Here is an 18869-nt window from a genome sequence, read left to right as displayed (position 1 = left end):
CGGCATTCCGGGGCGGTGCCGGCGGGGAGCGGCGCTGGGGGAGGATGGCCCCATGAGCACGCCGTCGCTGCCGATGACCGAGCCGCTGCCGGGCATGCCCGACCGGGTGACGATCTACGAGGTGGGGCCCCGCGACGGGCTGCAGAACGAGAAGACGGTCGTGCCGGTCGAGGTGAAGGCGGAGTTCGTCCGGCGCCTGCTGGCCGCCGGCCTGGAGACGGTGGAGCTCACCAGCTTCGTGCCGCAGCGGTGGGTGCCGCAGCTGGGGGACGCCGAGGAGCTGCTCGACCTGCTGGGCGCCGCGGGCATCGGCCAGCAGCGTCCCGTCCTCGTGCCGAACGAGCGCGGGCTGGACCGGGCGCTGGAGAAGGGCGTGCGGGCCGTCGCCGTGTTCGGCAGCGCCACCGAGAGCTTCGCCCGGGCCAACCTCAACCGTTCGGTCGCCGAGTCGGTGCAGATGTTCGCGCCCGTGGTGCAGCGCGCCCTGGACGGGGGGGCGTGGGTGAGGGCCTACGTGTCGATGTGCTTCGGCGACCCGTGGGAGGGCCCGGTGCCCGTCGCGCAGGTGGTCGACGTCTGCTCCCGCCTGATGGACCTGGGCTGCGACCAGCTGTCCGTCGGGGACACGATCGGCGTCGGGACCCCCGGACACGTGCACCGGCTGCTGGACGCGCTGGACGGAGCCGGCATCGGCCCGGACCAGACGGCCGTGCACTTCCACGACACCTACGGCCAGGCCCTGGCCAACACGATGACGGCGGTGGGCCGAGGGGTGCGGGTCGTCGACGCGTCCACGGGCGGTCTCGGCGGGTGCCCCTACGCCCGGTCCGCGACCGGCAACCTCGCGACCGAGGACCTCGTCTGGGCGCTCGACGGGCTCGGCATCGAGCACGGGGCCGACCTCGGGGCGCTGGTGGAGACGAGCGTGTGGATGGCCGAGCAGCTGGGCCGCCCGGCCCCGTCTCGGGTGGTCCGCGCCCTCTCCGGCTGACCCTCAGGACACGCGGCAGGGGGTCACGTCGCCCAGCGGGCGCGGGGGCTCGGTCGAGCCGTCGCGGCGCAGGACGTAGAACTGGCCCGTGTAGGTCAGGGGGCCGTACTCCGCGGCGAGGCGGGCCAGCAGCGGGTCCGTGGTCGACTTCTCCTCCCACTCCGTACCGACGGGTCGCTGGACCGCGACGACGTCCGGCCACCGCCCGGTGCGGTCCAACCAGTCCACGACGTCCTGGTTCGCCGCCCCGAAGTCGCCGAGCCAGACGATCGCGCTGTCCGTCGGTCCGTCGGTGTAGAGGTAGGCGGCCGGCATCCCGTAGGCCAGCAGGCCCTCCCCCGGCGCGACCCACGCGTCGAACAACAGCCGCCACGCGCATTCCTCGTACCGCATCTCGGGCGAGGTACGCAGCCCGGCGTTGGGGCCCTCGTCGACGCGGAGGGTGGCGATCCAGGGCGCGGGGTCGCGGAAGCTGCGCAGCGCGTGCGTGCCCAGGAGGCTGGTGGTGACCAGGGCCGTCGCGACGAGGGTGGCGACGCCCACCCCGTGCGGGGAGCGCTCCACGGTGGCCGGGACCCGGGCCAACGGCTCCCCCCGGGTCCACGGCTCCCCCCGGGCGTCGGCCACCATGGCCACCACGCCCAGACCCACCACCCCGAGGAGCGGGACGACCGGGGGCACGACGGCTCCCCACCGCGCCGCCGCGGTCGTGAGCGAGGCGTAGACCAGCAGACCGACCAGCCCGGGCGCGGCCAGGGCGAGCAGGAGGAGGAGGTCCCGGTCCCCGCCGCGGCCGGCCCACAGCAGGACCGGCACCAGCAGGACCAGCGCGACCATCACGGCGTACGAGCCGCTGGTCCCGCCCACCTGCACTGGCGCCTCGACCCGCGCCACCGCGGGGAGCGCGGCGGCCACCGGCACCAGCACCGCCGCGACGGCCCGCCCCCGGGCCGGCACCCGCCCGGTCGAGGCGATCAGGGCCAGGGCAAGCACGGGGAGGTAGGGCAGCGAGGTCATCGCCTGCAGGAAGTCCTCGGCCGTCCGCGCGAGCCGCACGAGCGGGTCGGGCCGCGCGCTCTGGTAGTCCGTGGTGTAGGCGACCGTCGTCAGGAGCGCACCCAGACCCGGCCCGAGGAGGATCGCCAGCACCACCACGGCGGAGGCGGCGCCCCCGCCGATCAGCAGACCGCGGGCCGGCCCACCACGCCGCAGCAGCAGGACGAGAAGGAGCAGCCCCAGCACGGCCGCCCCCGGCAGCGCCGACGGGTGGGAGACCACGGCGACGGCGAGCGCCACGCCGGCCACGGCCGCCCAGCGCCCGCTGCGGCGCGCGACCGCGGCATACCCGGTGAAGGTGGCGACGCCCAGCGCCAGCCCGGGAACCGTGTTGTAGGAGGTGACGAGCAGGTTGTAGGGCGTGGGCGTGCACGCCAGGACGACCGCGACGAACGCGGGCAGCGGCCGGAAGCCGGTGCGCAGGGCCGCGTAGCCGAGCGCCCCCGCGCCCAGGGCCAGGGCCAGGTAGAACGTCCGGGACGCGAGCACCACGCCCTCAAGCCCCACGAGCTGGAGCCAGACCCAGGTGAAGGGCACAGCGGCCAGTGAGCCGAGGGACTGCAGGTTGAGCTCGTCGGCGAGCGGGACGTCGCCCTCTGCCAGGCGCACGGCGATCGCCACGACGTGGGCCCCGTCGCCCAGGTCGACCCCCTGCCGGACCCGCCACAGGGCGAGGGCCACCAGGGCGAGCGTCAGCACCGCGACCACCCGGCTCTGCGGGTCGGATCGGGTGTCCCTGCGGTGCTTCACACCTGGATCCTGCCCCACGGGGCGGGGGCCGGTGCGCCCGCGGGGGGCTAGCATCGCAGGACCATGACCGACACTGGGGCCGCCCGTCCTCGACCCGCCTCGGGTATGTCGAAGGTCCTGTCGGTCCTCCGCTCGCCCTGGGCGCGGCGCGGGTTCGTGGCCGCGGCGGTGCTGGCCGCGGTCGTCGCGGTGGTGCTGGAGCGGGAGTCCGTGGGGCAGGCGCTGACGCAGGCCTCCTGGTCCTTCGTCGCGCTCGCCGTGGTCCTCTCGCTCCTCAACGTCTTCTTCGCCACCCTGTCCTGGCGCGCCGTGAGCGCGGGCCTCGGCGCCCCCCTGGGCGTCCGCGACGCCTCCGTCGTCTACCTCGTGGGGCAGGTCGGCAAGTACCTGCCCGGCGGGGTGTGGAACCTCGTCGCCTCGGCCGAGCTGGGCAGCGACCGCGGGATCGAGCGCCGCCGGACGGTCGGGACGCTGCTCGTCGCGGTCCTCGTCTCGGCGACGATGGGCGGCCTGCTGGTGCTCCTCACCCTTCCCGGGGCGCCGGGCACCCCCCTGGAGGAGTGGGGGTGGATGAGGTGGCTGGCCCCGCTCCTCGTGGTCGCGGTGCTGCCGGTCGTCCTGAACCGCGTCCTCGTCACGCTCCTGCGGGTGACGCGCCAGGCGCCGGTCCACGACCGCATCGGCGCGGGCGCGGTGGTCGAGAGCGCCCTGTGGGCCCTCGCGTCGTGGGCCGCGATCGGCCTCCAGGTCCTCGTGCTCGCGGTGGCCGTCGGCGCCGAGCCGGGTATGCCGCTCCTGCGCCTGTCCGTGGGGGGCTATGCGCTGGCCTGGGTGGTCGGCTTCGTGCTGGTGTTCCTGCCGGCAGGGGTCGGCGCCCGGGAGGCGATGCTGGCGTTGGCGATGGCGCCGGTGCTCGGCACGGGGGGCATCCTCGTGGTCGTCCTGCTCTCGCGCGTGCTGCTGACGGTCGCCGACCTCGCCTCGGCGGGGTTGGCGCTGGCGGTCTCGCGAGCTCTCCCCCCGGACCGCTGAGCCCGCACCGGGCTCCCCGCACGAGGTGGACCGCCGGACCGCGGCGACTGATGGCCCCCAGGGGGGCCATCGTCCATCACTGACGCGGACGTCACGGTGCCTCGCCCGCACGGTGCTCGTCCACGACGGGCTTCCGGCCAGGGACGGCTTCCCGGCCCGCGACGGGCTCAGGGCAGCCGCAGGTCGCGGCGACGGTAACCCCATACCCCGGCGGCCATCAGGGCCAGCGCCAGCCCGGTGGTGACCAGCACCGGCGCCCAGCCCATCTCCTCCACCGGGAGCGCGGGCAGGGCGTGCCAGGGGGTGAGGCGGGCCAGCCACTCGGGCAGGCCGAGGACCGAGCCGACCCAGACCATGAACAGGGACCAGCCGACGACCACCCAGACGAGCCAGGCCAGCCGCGGCAGCAGCCCGTGGAGGAGGACGGCGAGACCGAGGACGAGCAGCCCGCCGGGGGCGAGGGCGAGAGCGGCGCCGACGGTCTGCAGGATCACGCCCGCGTCCCCCCGGTCCAGCGCCTCGGGGGTCGCGAGGAGGGCGGCGAAGACGGCGAGGACGGCGGTGCTGGCCAGCGCGGCGAGGACGAGGTGGGACAGGGCCAGCCGGGTCCGCGGCACCGCCGCGGCGAGCAGCAGCTCGGCGTGGCCGCGGTGCTCCTCGGTGGCCAGCCGCTGCCACAGCTGGACGCCGACGATGCCCACGAGCACGGCGACGATGCCGAGCATCGCCACGAAGAAGGCGTCCACCAGCTGCTCGGCCCCCTGGCCCAGGCGGCGGAAGACGGCCTCGAGCTGGGGCAGGTCCTCCAGCATCTGGCCGAAGCTGCCGGACAGCGACCCCATCCCGAGCGCGAAGACGCTCAGGCCCACGAGCCAGCCGATCACGGTGCCCCGCTGCAGCCGCCAGGCCAACCCGGAGGGCGACAGCAGCCCCTCCGCGGCACGGTCCCGGCCCGGACGCACCGACCACAGCCCCGAGCCGTGGTCGCGACGGCTCTCCAGGACGAAGGCGCCGCCCACGAGCAGCGCGGTCAGCCCCGCGGGGAGGAGCAGCACCGCCCACCGCTCGTCGGCGTAGGGGCGGACCAGCGCCATCCACTGCAGCGGGGAGGCCCAGGCGAGGTCCCGGCGCACCGAGCCCTCGGGGCCGGCGTCCGCGATCCCGCGCAGCAGGTAGGCCGCGAGGAGGACGGCGAGACCGAGCCCGCGCGCGGCCCGGCCCGCGGAGGTGACCTGGGCGGCGACGGCACCGACGCCCACGAACACGGCGGACACCAGGGCGACCCCGAGGCCGAAGGCGAGCGAGCCGGTAACCGGCTCGCCGACCGCGGCCATGCCTGCGGACACGAGCGCGCCGAGGACGAGGCAGCCCAGCAGCGCGACCAGCACGCCCGCCGTGAGCGGGGCGTGCCGACCGACGACGCCCGAGCGGATCAGCTCGGTGCGGCCCTCCTCCTCGTCGGCGCGGGTCACCCGGACGACCCCCAGGACGGCCATCACGCCGGCGGCGGCGGCGATGAAGGTGCCCACGCGCCATACCGTGAAACCGCCGGGGGTGCCCAGGTCCGTGGGCGGTCCGAGCATCGCGCGCATGGTCGGGTTGGCGGCCATGACGTCGAGGGCGCCCGCGCCCGCCAGACCGCCCACCACGGTCTCGTAGGCCGTCGCGGTGGCCGGGGCGATCACGGCCAGGCCGAGCACCCAGGCCAGCAGGAACCAGCGGTTGCGTCGCAGCGCCAGCCGGACGAGGGTGCCCAGACCGGTCACGGCCGGGGCTCCGCCGTGCCGCGCTGGTCGTAGTGGCGCAGGAACAGCTCCTCCAGCGTCGGGGGCGTGGAGGTGAGCGACCGGACGCCCAGCGCGGCGAGCCGGGAGAGGAGGGCACCCAGGGCGGCGTCGTCCACCTGGCAGGTCAGGCGCGTGCCGTCGACGACCGTGTCGTGCACGCCCGGCGCGTCGGCGAGGTCGGCCGGCACCGGCACCGCGAGCACCGCGTCCAGCTGGGTCCGCGTGAGGTGGCGCAGCTGGGCGAGGGTCCCGCTCTCCACGACGACGCCGGAGCGGATGATCGAGACCCGGTCGCAGAGGTGCTCGACCTCGGACAGGATGTGGCTGGAGAGCAGCACCGTGCGGCCCCGGTCGCGGTCGGCGGCGACCACCTCCCGGAACTCGGCCTCCATGAGGGGGTCCAGCCCCGACGTGGGCTCGTCGAGCAGGAGCAGCTCGACGTCCGAGGCGAGCGCGGCGACGAGGGCGACCTTCTGCCGGTTGCCCTTGGAGTAGGTCGACCCCTTCCGGCGGGGGTCGAGGTCGAAGCGCTCCACGAGGTCGGCGCGACGGCGCTCGTCCAGACCGCCGCGGAGCCGGCCGAGCAGGTCGATGACCTCGCCGCCGGTGAGGCCGGGCCACAGCGAGACGTCTCCGGGGACGTAGGCGAGGCGCCGGTGCAGGGTGGCCGCCTCCGACCAGGGGTCGCCCCCGAGCAGCCGGGCGGTGCCGGAGTCGGCGCGCAGCAGCCCGAGGAGGACCCGCAGGGTGGTCGACTTCCCCGCGCCGTTGGGCCCGAGGAAGCCGTGGATCTCCCCCTCCTCGACCTCCAGGTCCAGGCCGTCCAGGGCCACGGTGGAGCCGAACCGCTTGACCAGGTCGCGGATCTCGATCACGCCCACGCGTGCAGCCTACGCCCGGCGAAGGACGACGGGGCGGGCACGACATACGGTGGAGGGCAGGCATCGACCCCCCTGCCCCGACCCCACACGAGGACTGGCATGCACTCCGGCATCGACCGCGCCCACATGGACCCCACCGTCCGACCCCAGGACGACCTCTTCGCCCACGTCAACGGCACCTGGCTGGCGACCGCCCGCATCCCCGAGGACCGATCCCGCTACGGATCCTTCGACATCCTCCGCGAGAGCGCGGAGGCCGCGGTGCGGGACCTCATCGAGCGGGCTGCCGAGCAGCAGCCCGAGCTGGGGACGGCCGCGGGCAAGGTCGGCGCGCTCTACGCCAGCTTCATGGACACCGAGCGCGTCGACGCCCTCGGAACCGACCCGCTGGTGGCGCCGCTGGGCGAGGTCGCCGGCGTCGCCTCCGCCTCGGACGTGCTGCGCGTCGGCGGCCGCCTCCAGCGGGAGGGGCTGGCCGGTCTGGTCAGCCCGTTCGTCACGGCCGACGCGGGCAGCCCCGAGGACTACGTCGTCTACCTGCAGCAGGCCGGGATCGGGCTGCCCGACGAGGCCTACTACACCGCGGAGGAGCATGCCGGCGTGCGCGACGCCTACCGCACCTACCTGGCGACGCTCCTCGGGCTGGGGGCACCTGCCCTGGAGAGGGCGGGCCTGGACCTCGGGACCGACCCGGTGGCCCGGGTCTACGCCCTCGAGGAGCGCATCGCCGACGCGCACTGGGACCGGGTCGCGGCCCGGGACGCCGTGCGCTCCTACACCCGCCTGACCCGCGAGGAGCTGGCGGCGCTCACGCCCGGCTGGGACTGGCAGGCGTATGCCGAGGGGCTGGGTGCCCCCGCGGGCGCCCTCGACGACGTGGTCGCCCGGCAGCCCGACGTGCTGACGGAGCTGGGGGCGATGCTGACCGAGGTGCCGGTGGCGGACTGGCGTGCCTGGCTCGCGGTCCGGGTGCTGGACGGGTTGGCGCCCTACCTCACCGAGGACCTCGTCGCCGCCCACTTCGACTTCCACGGCACGGCGCTGTCGGGGATCCCGGTCAACCGGGAGCGGTGGAAGCGGGGCGTCGGCCTGGTCGAGTCGCTCCTCGGCGAGGCCGCCGGGCAGCTCTACGTCGAGGCCCACTACCCGCCGGCCGCCCACCAGCGGATGAGCGAGCTCGTCGCGAACGTCACCGAGGCCTTCCGTCGCCGCATCGGCGAGCTGGAGTGGATGGGGGAGGAGACGCGGGCGAGGGCGCTGGAGAAGCTGGCCGCGTTCCGCCCCAAGATCGGGCACCCGCCCACCTTCCGGGACTACACGGCATACCGGCTGGACCCGGAGGACCTGGTCGGCAACGTGCGGCGCGGGGCGGCGTTCGAGACCGACCGCGAGCTGGCCAAGCTGGGCCGGCCGATCGACCGGGACGAGTGGCTCATGACGCCGCAGACGGTCAACGCCTACTACCACCCCATGCTCAACGAGATCGTCTTCCCGGCCGCGATCCTGCAGCCGCCGTTCTTCGACGTCGACGCGGACGACGCGGTCAACTACGGCGGCATCGGCGCGGTCATCGCCCACGAGATCGGGCACGGTTTCGACGACCAGGGCAGCCGCTACGCCGGTGACGGCTCGCTCACCGACTGGTGGACCGAGGAGGACCGGGCCCGCTTCGACGAGCGCAGCCAGCGCCTGGTCGAGCAGTTCGGCACGCTGTCGCCGCGCGACGTGCCGGGCGACGAGGCCACGGTCAACGGCGGGCTCACGGTCGGGGAGAACATCGGCGACCTCTGCGGGCTGGAGCTGGCGCACCTGGCCTACAGCATCGCGACCGACGGGTCGGCTCCCCGGGTCGACGGCTGGACCGGCGAGCAGCGGTTCTTCCTGGGCTGGGCCGCGGTCTGGCGCGCGGTCGCCCGCGAGGAGGAGGCGCGGCGGCTGCTCGCGATCGACCCGCACGCGCCCGCCGACCTGCGCGCCAACACGGTCCGCAACGTCGACGCCTTCCACGAGGCGTTCGGCACGGGCGAGGGCGACGGGCTGTGGCTCGCCCCCGAGGAGCGGGTAAGGGTCTTCTAGGAATACCCCTAGGGGTATGTCGGTTGACGCCTGTCGACAGCTTCGTCCCACCCTCAGGAGGAGAACCATGGCCACCGTCGAGCTGACCGCCGCCGACTTCGAGCAGACCCTGTCCGACAACGACATCGTGCTGGTGGACTGGTGGGCGTCCTGGTGCGGTCCCTGCCGCATGTTCGCCCCCGTCTACGAGGCCGCGAGCCAGACGCACGGCGACGTCGTCTTCGGCAAGGTCGACACCGAGGCCGAGCGTGAGCTGTCCGGCGCCGCCCAGATCATGTCGATCCCCACGCTCATGGCCTTCCGGGACGGCATCCTCGTCCACGAGCAGGCCGGGGCGCTGCCCGGACCGGCCCTGGAGCAGGTCATCGCGGCGGTGCGCGAGCTGGACATGGACGACGTCAGGACGCGGCTGGCCGAGCAGCAGGTCCTCGGGCAGGACGGCCCGAGCGCGGGCGCGGAGGTGTCGCGATGAGCTACACGTTCGGCGTCACCGTCCCGCGCGACCACCCGAGCACCGTCGAGGCCACCCGCGCCGCCATCGCGGACCAGGGCTTCGGCATCCTCACCGAGATCGACCTGGCGGCCACGCTGCGGGAGAAGCTCGGCGTCGAGGTCCCCGCCCACCTCGTCCTGGGGGCCTGCCGACCGCCCCTGGCCCACCGGGCCCTGCAGATCGACCCCTCGATCGGCACGGTGCTGCCGTGCAACGTCGCCGTCCGCGACCTCGGCGACGGCAGGACGATGGTCGGGGCCTTCGACCCGGCGGCCATGGAGACGCTGGCGGGCGCGGCCTTCGCCGAGGTGGCGGCCGAGGCGGCCGGCCGGCTCCGGGCCGCCCTCGACGCCGTGGCGTCGGCCCCCGGCTCGTGACCGTCCGTCCTCGACCGACGCGCGCTACTCGACCGTCCGCACCCGCGTCACCCGGTGCAGCAGGAAGGTGCGGAGGGCGTTCCCGTCGCCCACGGTCGCGCTGATCCGGCCACCGACCACCGACTCCGGGCGGAGAAGGTAGGTGGCCACCCCGCCCACCTCGTCGGCATACCCGATCCAGACCGCCTCACCCGTGGCGGCCGCCTCGCGCAGGACGGCCGAGACCACCAACGGGTCGGTGTGCGCGCCGGCGTCGTCGAGCCCTGACGCCCGCGCACCCTCGCCGCGCCGCATCAGCGCCACGACCTGGCGGGCCACGCCCTCGTCGACCGAGCTGACCCGCACCGGGGCGCCGGGCCGGGCGGTGGTCCGGTGCCACCGCGGCGCGCCCAGCTCCAGCCCGCCGTCGCCGCCCTCGACGACCGGGCCGTACTGCTCGTCCCGGAGGACGTCCAGCACGGTCGACGCGGGCACGGGGGACACCAGCACCGTCGGGGCGACGCGGCGCCACTGCAGCAGGCCGAGGGCGCGGTCGTGCTCGACGCGGTCCAGCAGCGCGGGGTCGTCGGAGCGCAGGTAGGCCGCGCAGGACCCCACCCGCGCCTGGCCGTGCCGGCGGGCGACGTCGCGCACGAGGTAGTCGAGCGGCTGCGGGACCCCGGTGCGGGAGGCCGCGGCGAGGTCGGCCAGGACCCGGTCGGCCGACCACCCGGCGTCGAGCGCGCGACGCACGCTGGCCTCGCCGAACCGGTGCACGGTCGCCCCGCCGCGTGACTCGACGTCGCTCACGAGGTGCATGAGCGTGCGGACCGGGCCGTCCAGGCGACCGGGCGCGATCGCCGTGAGGTCGGCCTGCAGCAGCACGTGGTCGACGGCGGGAGGGACGAGGGGTTCCATGAGGCCGGCCGCCTCCTCGACGGTCCCGGCCGTCACCAGCCGGCGGCCCGGCCCGGCCAGGGCCCCGCGTCCGGTCACCGCAGCCCACTCGGCCTCGCGCAGCACCACCACCGTCCCGCCGTGCTCACCGCCCAGCCGGGTGGTGCGCAGCGGGTGGCGCCAGCGCAGCAGCCCCTCGAGCCCGTCCTCGGTCGGGGCCGTGCCGGGCGGGAGCGCGGCCATGGCCCGCAGCGTGTCCTGCCGCCGGACCCGGGCGAGGGGGTATGACGTGTGCGTGGACAGGGCGTTGACCCGCCCGCCCGCGCCGCTCCCGGGTCCCGGGCCCGCGCCGACGAGGCTCGGTGCCGCCGGCATCGTCCACCAGGCCTGCGCCAGCGCCGCCCAGCGGGCGCCCGGCTCGTCCTCGAGCCACTCGTCGGCCAGCGTGGTGGGGACCCAGGTCGCGGACGGCTCGGTCGTCCGCCCGCCGTCGTCCACCCCGAGCAGCCCGGCGGCGTGGGCCGTCTCCAGGAGCCAGGCGGCCTGGTCGGCGTCGATCTCGAGGTGCGCCGCGAGCCGGGTCAGGTCGCGCACCGCGACCCCGCCCGCCCGCAGCACGCGGGGCGGGCGGGCGCCCCACAGGTCGACCAGCTCGGTGACGAGCACGACGAGATCCGCGGCTCGTCCTCCGGCGGCGGCGTCGACCACGACGGGGTCGAGCACGCTGTGCTCCACCTCCGGCGGCGCGGTGGCGGTGGGGCGGTGCAGCCGGCCCCCGCGCAGCGCGAGCGCGACCTGCCGGGGCAGCTGCACGTGGTCCTCGTCCAGCCGGACGAGCAGCCCTGCGTCGACGAGCCCGGCGGCCGCGGCGGCCATCGGCCCGGTGCGCCCCAGGGCGCCGAAGGGGGGTCCCCACGTCAGCGCGTCGAGCAGGCTGCGGGCACGGGCGTCCTGGGCGGCGAGAGCCTGTTCCAGGTCGGCCCCCTGCGGCACGTCGGCCCCGGGCGGCCCGAGCCCGGCGGGGTCGCCGACGACCTCGGCCACCGGCCGGGCGGGCCGCAGCCCCTCCGGCGAGCGCCAGCACAGGGCCAGCTCCCGCAGGCGTCCGGTGAGCTCCTCCGCCCGGGCGACGTCGCAGTCGAGCAGCCCCGCCACCTCCCCGGCGGACGCGGGCGCGGCGACGACCACCGCCTCCAGGGCCTGCAGGTGCGCCAGGTCGAGCCCGTCCAGCGCCCGCTGGATGGACGCCCGGGTGGTCGCGCGCGCGGTGAGCGAGGTGACGTCGCCGGGTGCCGGCCGGGCGAGGTCCGGGCGGGCCTGCAGCAGGGCGGTCAGCTCGGCGTCGGTGCGCCCCCTCAGGTCGTCGGCGAGCGACCTCACCTGCCGGTCCTCACCCGAACAGCGCGTCGTAGACCCGCTCGAAGCGCTGGAACCGCTCGGTGTAGTAGGGGCGGCGGGCGTAGTCGGGGGTCAGCGCCGCACCACGGTCCGGGCGGGCCCGGCGCACGTCCGGGGCGACCGTCTCCAGGGCCAGCAGCGCGGTGCCGTGCAGGGTCGAGCGCTTCATCCGTACGGGGGTCACAGAGGTGCGCATCGCGTCGGCCATGACCTGCAGCAGCTCCGGCCGGCTCGTCGTCACGCTGCCGCCGCAGTAGAGCTTCTCCGGCTGGGGGGCGACCTCGCGCAGCTGGGAGGCGATCCGCGCGTAGGAGAGGGCGATCCCCTCGATCACCCCGCGGTAGACCTCGACCGGCGCCGACCCGGCCCCGATCCCGGTGACGACCGCGCGCGCGTCGGCGGCCCAGCCGGTGCTCCGCTCGCCGGTGAAGAACGGCAGCACCAGCGGGGTCGTCTCGTGCGGCTCCGCGGTGAGTGCCGCGGAGAGGTCGTCCGGGTCCACCTGGTCGACCGCGACGGTGACGTCCGCCCACGCCAGGGCCCTGCCCACGTCGTTGAGCGCACCGCCGACGAGCGCGCGGTCGTGCGAGACCCGGTAGCACCACAGGCCGGCCGGGAGCTCCTCCGGCATCTCCGTGACCAGCACCCGCAGCGCCCCGGAGGTCGCGCAGGAGGCGCCGATCGTCGTCTCGTCGTAGGCCCCCAGGCCGACGTTGGCCGCCAGGCCGTCGGTGATCGGGGCGAACCACCGCGCCCCGTCGAGCACCGGCCAGCGCTTGGCCAGCTTGGCGGCGCGCTTGGGCTCGATGCGCACCGGCTGGTCGAGGTGGTGGATCGGCGGGAGCTGGTCGAGCCGGATCCCCGCGATCTCGACGAGCTCGGCATACCACTCGGCCGTGTGCCGGTCGACCATCCCGGTCCAGGCCGCCGTGGACGTGCCGGTGGCGAGCGTCCCGGTGATGGAGAGGAGGACGTAGTCGCCCAGGGAGAGGTAGTGCGCGGTCGACGCCGCCACGTCGGGTCGCGTCTCGGCCAGCCAGCGCAGCCGCGCCGGCCAGTAGCTGGAGTGCACCCGGGTGCCGGTGCGCTGCTGCAGCGCCTCCTCGCTCAGCTCCTTCCGCAGGGCGACGACGTGCTCGCCGCAGCGGCCGTCGGCGTAGGTGAAGCAGGGGGTGAGGGGGTGGCCGCCGTCGTCGACGGCGACGAGGGAGGAGGCGAAGGTGTCGAGCGCGATCGCGGCCACCCGGTGCTCGCCGAGCGCCTCGGACAGCGTGTCGATGATCTGCTTGACCTCCTCGACGACCTGGTCGGGGTCGATCTCGGAGGTGCCGTCCGGGGCGACGGTGAAGCTGTGGGCGACCTTGGCCCGCCGTCCCACCGGTCGGCCCTGGGCGTCGTAGACCATGCCCCGGCTCGCCGTGGACCCCACGTCGAGAGCGAGGACCAGGGGAGGGACGGCATCCTTGAGCTCGATGTCGAAGTGGGAAGGCATAGTGCTGACCACTCTACGGCTCCCGTCGTGGGTACCGGCCCGCGTGCGAGGATCGGGCGCGTGCACCCTTCGACCGCGCTGGCCGCCGTCCTCGTCGACGAGCTGGTCAGGGGCGGGGTCCGGGAGGCCGTCCTGGCCCCGGGGTCGCGCTCAGCGCCCCTGGCCTACGCGCTCGAGGCGGCGGACCGGGCGGGGCGGCTGCGGCTGCACGTGCGGGTCGACGAGCGCTCCGCGGGCTTCCTGGCCCTCGGGATGGCGCTCGCCTCCCGTCGCCCCGTCCCCGTGCTCACCACGAGCGGGACGGCCGTGGCCAACCTGCACCCGGCGGTGCTCGAGGCCTCCCACGCCGGCGTGCCGCTCGTCGTGATGTCCGCCGACCGTCCCGCCGAGCTGCGGGGCACCGGCGCCAACCAGACGACGGTGCAGCCGGGTCTGTTCGGCACCGCGGTGCGCTGGGAGGCGGACCTGCCCGCTCCCGGCCCGGTCACCGACGGGCACTGGCGCTCCCTGGTATGCCGCGCGCTCGCCTCCGCGACGGGCCGGCCGTCCTCGCCGGCCGGGCCGGTGCACCTCAACGTGTCCTTCCGGGACCCGCTCGCCCCGGACCTGGGCAGCCTCGCCGCGGCGCCGTCCGGGAGGGCGGACGGCGGCCCCTGGACGGTGCTGGGTCGCGACCCGGGGGGTGGCCATGCCGACGGTGGCGGCGGGGTCGCGCCGGGGGAGCGCACCGTCGTCCTCCTCGGCGACCTGGGGGACCACGACCTGTCGAGGCGGGCGCTGGGCTGGGCCGCGGAGGCCGGCTGGCCGGTCCTGGCCGAGCCGTTCGGGGTGCTCCCCGGAGGGGCGACGGTGGTGCCGCACGGCGTCGTGGTCGCCGGCCGGCTGGCAGCCGGTGCCGACAACCTGGCCGGCCTGGCACCCGACCGGGTGCTCGCCGTGGGGCGGTTGACCCTCTTCCGCGAGCTCGGCGCGCTCTCCCGGCGGCCGGGTGTCCGGGTCGAGCACGTGTCCGCGACGCCGTGGTGGACCGACCCCGGCTCGGTGGTGCACGTCGTGCACCCGACCCGGGTGCTGGACGTGACGCCCGACCGTGCGGCCGGGGCGGACAGCTGGGTGGCGGCGTGGCGGGCCGCGGGCCGGGACGCCGCGTCGGTGGTCGCCGGGATGACGGGGACGCTGACCGGGCCCGGGGTCGCGGTGACCGTCGCGGCCGCGCTCGCGGAGGAGGACGTCCTCGTCCTCGGCTCCTCCAACGGTCCCCGCGACCTCGCCATCGGGCTGGGCGGCCGCCCGGTCCCGGGGTGCCGGGTGGTGTCCAACCGGGGCCTCGCCGGCATCGACGGCACCGTGTCCACCGCCGTGGGCGTCGCGCTGGCGGGGGGAGGGGGCAGGACGGTGGCGCTGATGGGCGACCTGACGTTCCTCCACGACACGAACGGCCTGCTGATCGGCCCGGGCGAACCGCGCCCCGACCTGACGGTCGTCGTCGTCAACGACGACGGCGGGGGGATCTTCTCGACGCTGGAGTACGGCGAGCCCGCCCGGTCGGCCACGCCCGAGGGGGCAGCCCGGACGGAGCGGCTCTTCGGCACGCCCCACGGCACCGACCTGGCGGCCCTCTGCGCCGCGCACCACGTCCGTCACGCGCGGGTCAGCTCGCTCGAGGACCTCCGGGACGCTCTCGCGGAGCCGGACGAGGGTCTGCGCGTGGTGGAGGTGCCCCTCGACCGGGCCGGCCACCGACCCCTGCGTGACCGCCTGCGCTGAGGGCCGCCACTTCTCCGTGCCCCGCGCACGACGGTCCGCTGTCGACCGCCCCTTTTCGACCGCTCGATCTCGCGCCATGGCCCCAGGAGGAGCGGTCGAAAGGGGCGGTCAGCTAGAACCCGATCGCGCCGAACGGCTGGTCGTCCCCGCGCATCGCCCTCGACAGCTCGCGCAGGGCCCCGTCGCGGCGTTCCTGCACGGCGTGGTGCCGGGCCAGGGAGACCAACGACCGACCACCGGCGTAGGCCGCGCCGAGCACCACGACCGGCGTCACGAGGTCGGCCTCGTCCTGGGTCGCCACACAGGTGCCGCGGCCCGAGGCGTCGACGGTGAGCCGCCAGCGTCCTGCGTTCCACGGGCAGACCTCGTCCAGGACCTCGACCACGACGTCGCACGGCGCGGCGTAGCCACGCTCCGCGAGCGCGCGGGGGACGTCCACGAGCCGCAGCCACAAGGAGTCGTAGGCGCGCACGCCCACGCCGCGCGGACCACCGGCCCACCACATCACCGGGTCCTCCATCGAGCGGGACCACAGCGTGACGGTCGAGGTGAGGTCCATGTCGACGAGCCGCCGCACCACGGCGAGCAACGAGCCGTCGTCCACGGAGCCGAGCTCGGCGACCTCGACCTTGCCCTGCGGGCGGCCGTCCTCCCACTTGCTCTCCCGCCGGAAGACGGCGTAGCCGGTCGTGGCGCCGTCCCGCTCCGCGAGCAGCAGCCGCCACGGCTCCTTAGATCCGCGCGCCTTGGGAAAGTCGCGCCACCACATCGAGGCCTTCGCGTCAGGACGGGTGACCGTGCCCAGGGTGGCCCGGACGGAGGCCACGTGCGCCGCGTGCAGGGCCGCCATACCCGCCTCGGTCGGGACCGTGACGACGTGGGTGCGGACCTCGTCGGCCGCCGCGCCCACCGCCGGCGGCGCCACCAGCTCGGCGCCGCGACCCAGGCTCAGCTTGACGTCCAGCGTCGCGCAGCCGTAGCCGAAACGCCCGTAGATGCCCTGCTCTGAGGCGTGGAGCCCGGCGACGGCGGCCTCGCCGCGGTCGTGCACGCGGTGCAGGTGGTCGGTCATCATCCGGCGCAGCAGGCCCTGGCGGCGCGCGTCGGGGTGCACGCTCACCCAGGTCAGGCCGTCCATGGGCAGGCTGACCAGCCCGCCGTCCGGCGCCGGCACGCTGACCGTCATGTCGAAGGCGCTGTACATCCCCACCAGCGGCCGCCGGTCCCCGGCCACCTCCCCGGGCAGCGGCCCACCGGCCCGCTCCGCCGCCCGCGCGTGCCGGAAGTCCAGCTCGTCGGCCAGGTCCGCAGAGGTCCCCCCGGGCCGCACCTCGAACCACACCGCGTCCGCCAGCTCCTGGACCCGGTCGAGGTCCTCCGGCGTCAGGTCGATCATCCTGGGCTGCGTCGTCGTCTCGTCACTCACCCGCACAGTGTGACCACCCCTCGCCGGGCGGGCTACCCGTTTTCGGTGATCCAGTAACGCCGCTTCGGCGCCTGACCGGGACGGCGCCGCACGTCCTCGAGGACCCCGCCGCAGCGTTCGATGACGGCCGCCGATGCCGGGTTGTCGTCATCGCAGGTGACCAGCACCCGGCGCACGCCCAGCTCCGACAGACGGGCCACCGACTGACGGAGCATCTCCGTCGCGTAGCCGCGCCGGCGGAACCGCGGTCCCACGGCATACCCCCGTCGTGCCCACCCACGTCGGCGAGGAACGCGGTGAGCTGATGACACACCGACACCCTCCCCACGACCTCCCCGTCCACCTCGGCGAGCAGGAAGTCGGCGCGCACCCTCCCCGGTGGCAGGTCCACCTCGCCGGTGGAGGGTCACGGAGCCAGGAGCCCCAGCGCGTGCCGCATCGCGGTGAGCTTCATCTCGGTCTCGGCCAGCTCGGCCTCCGGGTCGCTGGCGGCGACGATGCCGCCACCGGCGAACAGCCGCACGCTGCGCCGGTCGGCCGACAGCTCGCCGCAGCGCAGCGCGATGCCCCAGTCGCCGTCGCCGGAGCCGTCCATCCACCCGACGGGCCCGGCGTAGCGGCCGCGGTCCATGCCCTCCAGCTCGCCGATGACGCGAGCCGCGGCCTCCGTCGGTGTGCCGCACACCGCGGCGGTGGGGTGCAGGGCGGCCGCGAGCCGCAGCGAGGTCGCCCCGCTCGCCATCGTGCCGGTGAGGTCGCTGGCCAGGTGGTAGACGTCCGGCAGCTCGAGCACGTAGGGCGCCTCAGGCACGTGCAGCTCGCTGCAGTGGGGGGCCAGCGCCGCGCTGACCGAGCGCACGGCGAAGGCGTGCTCGTCGAGGTCCTTGGTGCTGGTGACCAGGTGCAGCCGGGGGTCGTTGGGACCCTGGGCGGGCTCGGGAGGCAGGGGTATGCCGTTGCTGCGCCGGATCGTGCCGGCGAGCACGCGGGACCGGGCGCGACCGGCCTGGAGCCGCACCAGCATCTCGGGGGTGGCGCCGACGAGGCCGGCGACGGCGAACGTCCACGTCGCGGCATACCGCTTCTCGAGCCGCTCGAGGACGGGTGCGAGCCGCACGACCCGGCCCTCCCGGTGGCGCACGACGACGTCGCGGGCCAGGACCACCTTCTCGACCTCCCCGGCGTCGATCCGCTCCACGGCGCGGGAGATGACACCCGGCCACGCGGCAGCCGGGACCGAGCCCTCGGTCTCGACGAGGGGGTCGAGGGTGCCCAGCATCGGGTTGCTGCGCCCCAGCAGCTCGGCCGGGTGGTCGGGCGGCCACGGCTCGCCCTCGGTGACCACCTGGGTCACCCAGGCCAGCCCGTCGCGGCGCCCCATGAGCACGCGGGGGACGGTCAGGACGCTGGGGTCGGTGGACCCGGCCGCGAAGGCGAAGGACCCGAAGGCCACCAGGCCGCTGCCCGGCAGACGCACCTCGTCCTCGACGGCGGCGGCGTCGCGCAGGGCCTCCCACCAGCGCTCGGCGTCCTCGAAGCGGTCGACGCCGCTGGTGGACACGGACGCGACCGTGCCCCACCCGACCAGCCCGTCACCCTCGCGCAGCCAGGTCACCACCTCGCGGGGGTCCACCTCGTCGGGGATCCGGGTGAGGAGGTCGCCGGTGACGTCCACGGCGACGCTGCGCACGCGCAGCCGGGGGGCGGGGGACATAGCCGCCCACTCTAGGTCGTGGTGCGAGGATGACGGCATGAGCCCGTCCCGTGCCAGCCTGCAGAAGAAGCCGCGCGAGGTCGCCGCGATGTTCGACGACGTCGCCCGGCGCTACGACCTCACCAACGCGGTCCTGACCGGTGGCATCGACCACCTGTGGCGTCGCGCGGTGACGAAGGCCGTCGGCGCAGCACCGGGGGAGCGGGTGCTCGACATCGCGGCCGGCACCGGCACGTCCAGCGAGCCCTACGCCGACGCCGGGGTCGAGGTCGTCCCCGCCGACTTCTCGATCGGGATGCTCCGCGAGGGCTACCGGCGTCGGCCCGACCTGCCCTTCACGGCGGCCGACGCGACGCGGCTGCCGTTCGCCGACGACTCCTTCGACGTGGTCACCATGAGCTTCGGGCTGCGCAACGTCGAGGACGTCGACGCGGCGCTGCGCGAGTTCCTCCGGGTGACCCGCCCGGGGGGGCGCCTCGTCGTGTGCGAGTTCTCCACGCCCGTGGTCCCGGGTCTGCGGGAGGTCTACGGCAAGGGGGTGCTCAAGGTCCTGCCCGCGGTCGCCCGCCGGACCAGCTCCAACCCGGACGCCTACGTCTACCTGTCGGAGTCGATCGAGGCGTGGCCGGCGCAGGAGGAGCTCGGCCGCTCGGTCCGCGCGGCGGGCTGGACGCAGGTCCGCTGGCGCAACCTCACCGGTGGCATCGCGGCGATCCACCACGCCGTCAAGGCCCACTAGTTCGGGGGAGGTCG

General features: G+C 75.6%; 15 protein-coding genes. 7 read left to right on the top strand and 8 right to left on the bottom strand.

The annotated features are described in order from the left end of the window. Nucleotides 1-52: 52 nt before the first annotated feature. Nucleotides 53-991 carry a hydroxymethylglutaryl-CoA lyase gene (locus D4B81_RS12040; RefSeq protein WP_202613671.1) on the top strand — a complete coding sequence of 313 codons (939 nt, stop codon included), beginning with the start codon at nucleotides 53-55 and terminating at the stop codon, nucleotides 989-991. A gap of 3 nt (nucleotides 992-994) precedes the next feature. Here the strand turns inward: D4B81_RS12040 and D4B81_RS12035 are convergent, their stop codons facing one another. Next, a complete protein-coding gene (locus D4B81_RS12035; protein WP_122262855.1) occupies nucleotides 995-2797 on the bottom strand; it encodes a hypothetical protein in 1803 nt (600 codons plus the stop codon). Nucleotides 2798-2860: 63 nt separating this feature from the next. On the opposite strand from D4B81_RS12035, the gene D4B81_RS12030 reads away from it, so the two are divergent. Further along, nucleotides 2861-3829, top strand: a complete 969-nt coding sequence (locus tag D4B81_RS12030; RefSeq protein ID WP_122262854.1) for a lysylphosphatidylglycerol synthase domain-containing protein — start codon at nucleotides 2861-2863, stop codon at nucleotides 3827-3829. A gap of 167 nt (nucleotides 3830-3996) precedes the next feature. Here D4B81_RS12030 and D4B81_RS12025 read toward each other — a convergent pair whose 3' ends face one another. Together D4B81_RS12025 and D4B81_RS12020 are read right to left on the bottom strand one after the other, a co-directional pair. Further along, the gene (locus D4B81_RS12025) at nucleotides 3997-5595 is read right to left on the bottom strand and encodes an ABC transporter permease (RefSeq protein ID WP_122262853.1); all 1599 of its coding nucleotides are present in this window, start codon (nucleotides 5593-5595) and stop codon (nucleotides 3997-3999) included. After that, nucleotides 5592-6497, bottom strand: a complete 906-nt coding sequence (locus D4B81_RS12020; protein ID WP_122262852.1) for an ABC transporter ATP-binding protein — start codon at nucleotides 6495-6497, stop codon at nucleotides 5592-5594. The genes D4B81_RS12025 and D4B81_RS12020 overlap by 4 nt, the downstream gene beginning before the upstream one ends. 99 nt (nucleotides 6498-6596) lie before the next feature. Here D4B81_RS12020 and D4B81_RS12015 point away from each other — a divergent pair, with 99 nt between their 5' ends. The 3 genes from D4B81_RS12015 (at nucleotide 6597) to D4B81_RS12005 (ending at nucleotide 9443) form a co-directional block, all read left to right on the top strand. Next, on the top strand, nucleotides 6597-8573 hold the full coding sequence (locus D4B81_RS12015; protein ID WP_122262851.1) for a M13 family metallopeptidase: 1977 nt from the start codon (nucleotides 6597-6599) through the stop codon (nucleotides 8571-8573). Between the two features lie 67 nt (nucleotides 8574-8640). Continuing rightward, nucleotides 8641-9045 (top strand): thioredoxin, encoded by a 405-nt coding sequence (gene trxA / locus D4B81_RS12010; RefSeq protein ID WP_122262850.1) that lies wholly within the window; start codon nucleotides 8641-8643, stop codon nucleotides 9043-9045. Further along, nucleotides 9042-9443, top strand: coding sequence for a DUF302 domain-containing protein (locus tag D4B81_RS12005; RefSeq protein WP_122262849.1), 402 nt, complete (start codon nucleotides 9042-9044; stop codon nucleotides 9441-9443). The genes trxA and D4B81_RS12005 overlap by 4 nt, the downstream gene beginning before the upstream one ends. 24 nt (nucleotides 9444-9467) lie before the next feature. On the opposite strand, the gene D4B81_RS12000 is transcribed toward D4B81_RS12005, so the two are convergent. Then, the gene (locus tag D4B81_RS12000) at nucleotides 9468-11699 is read right to left on the bottom strand and encodes a helicase-associated domain-containing protein (protein WP_122262848.1); all 2232 of its coding nucleotides are present in this window, start codon (nucleotides 11697-11699) and stop codon (nucleotides 9468-9470) included. A gap of 10 nt (nucleotides 11700-11709) precedes the next feature. Next, nucleotides 11710-13209 (bottom strand): gluconokinase, encoded by a 1500-nt coding sequence (locus D4B81_RS11995; RefSeq protein ID WP_122262847.1) that lies wholly within the window; start codon nucleotides 13207-13209, stop codon nucleotides 11710-11712. Nucleotides 13210-13269: 60 nt separating this feature from the next. Between D4B81_RS11995 and menD the strand changes: the two genes are divergently transcribed. Continuing rightward, nucleotides 13270-14976 (top strand): 2-succinyl-5-enolpyruvyl-6-hydroxy-3-cyclohexene-1-carboxylic-acid synthase, encoded by a 1707-nt coding sequence (gene menD / locus D4B81_RS11990; RefSeq protein ID WP_122262846.1) that lies wholly within the window; start codon nucleotides 13270-13272, stop codon nucleotides 14974-14976. 112 nt (nucleotides 14977-15088) lie between these two features. Here the strand turns inward: menD and D4B81_RS11985 are convergent, their stop codons facing one another. The 3 genes from D4B81_RS11985 to D4B81_RS11975 all read right to left on the bottom strand — a co-directional run bounded on the left by D4B81_RS11985 (nucleotide 15089) and on the right by D4B81_RS11975 (nucleotide 18116). Further along, on the bottom strand, nucleotides 15089-16402 hold the full coding sequence (locus D4B81_RS11985; RefSeq protein ID WP_161965141.1) for a GNAT family N-acetyltransferase: 1314 nt from the start codon (nucleotides 16400-16402) through the stop codon (nucleotides 15089-15091). Nucleotides 16403-16434: 32 nt separating this feature from the next. Next, nucleotides 16435-16713, bottom strand: coding sequence for a GNAT family N-acetyltransferase (locus D4B81_RS11980; protein WP_237565966.1), 279 nt, complete (start codon nucleotides 16711-16713; stop codon nucleotides 16435-16437). A 95-nt stretch (nucleotides 16714-16808) separates the two neighbouring features. Further along, entirely contained in the window at nucleotides 16809-18116 is a 1308-nt protein-coding gene (locus tag D4B81_RS11975) for an isochorismate synthase (RefSeq protein ID WP_122262844.1), read from the bottom strand. A 37-nt stretch (nucleotides 18117-18153) separates the two neighbouring features. Between D4B81_RS11975 and D4B81_RS11970 the strand changes: the two genes are divergently transcribed. Then, a complete protein-coding gene (locus tag D4B81_RS11970) occupies nucleotides 18154-18855 on the top strand; it encodes a demethylmenaquinone methyltransferase (RefSeq protein WP_122262843.1) in 702 nt (233 codons plus the stop codon). Nucleotides 18856-18869: the final 14 nt, after the last annotated feature.

This window comes from Ornithinimicrobium cerasi (assembly GCF_003702705.1).
Classification (GTDB): domain Bacteria; phylum Actinomycetota; class Actinomycetes; order Actinomycetales; family Dermatophilaceae; genus Ornithinicoccus; species Ornithinicoccus cerasi.
Note: the sequence above shows the minus strand (reverse complement) of the source record. Positions and strands in the feature narration are given on the sequence as shown.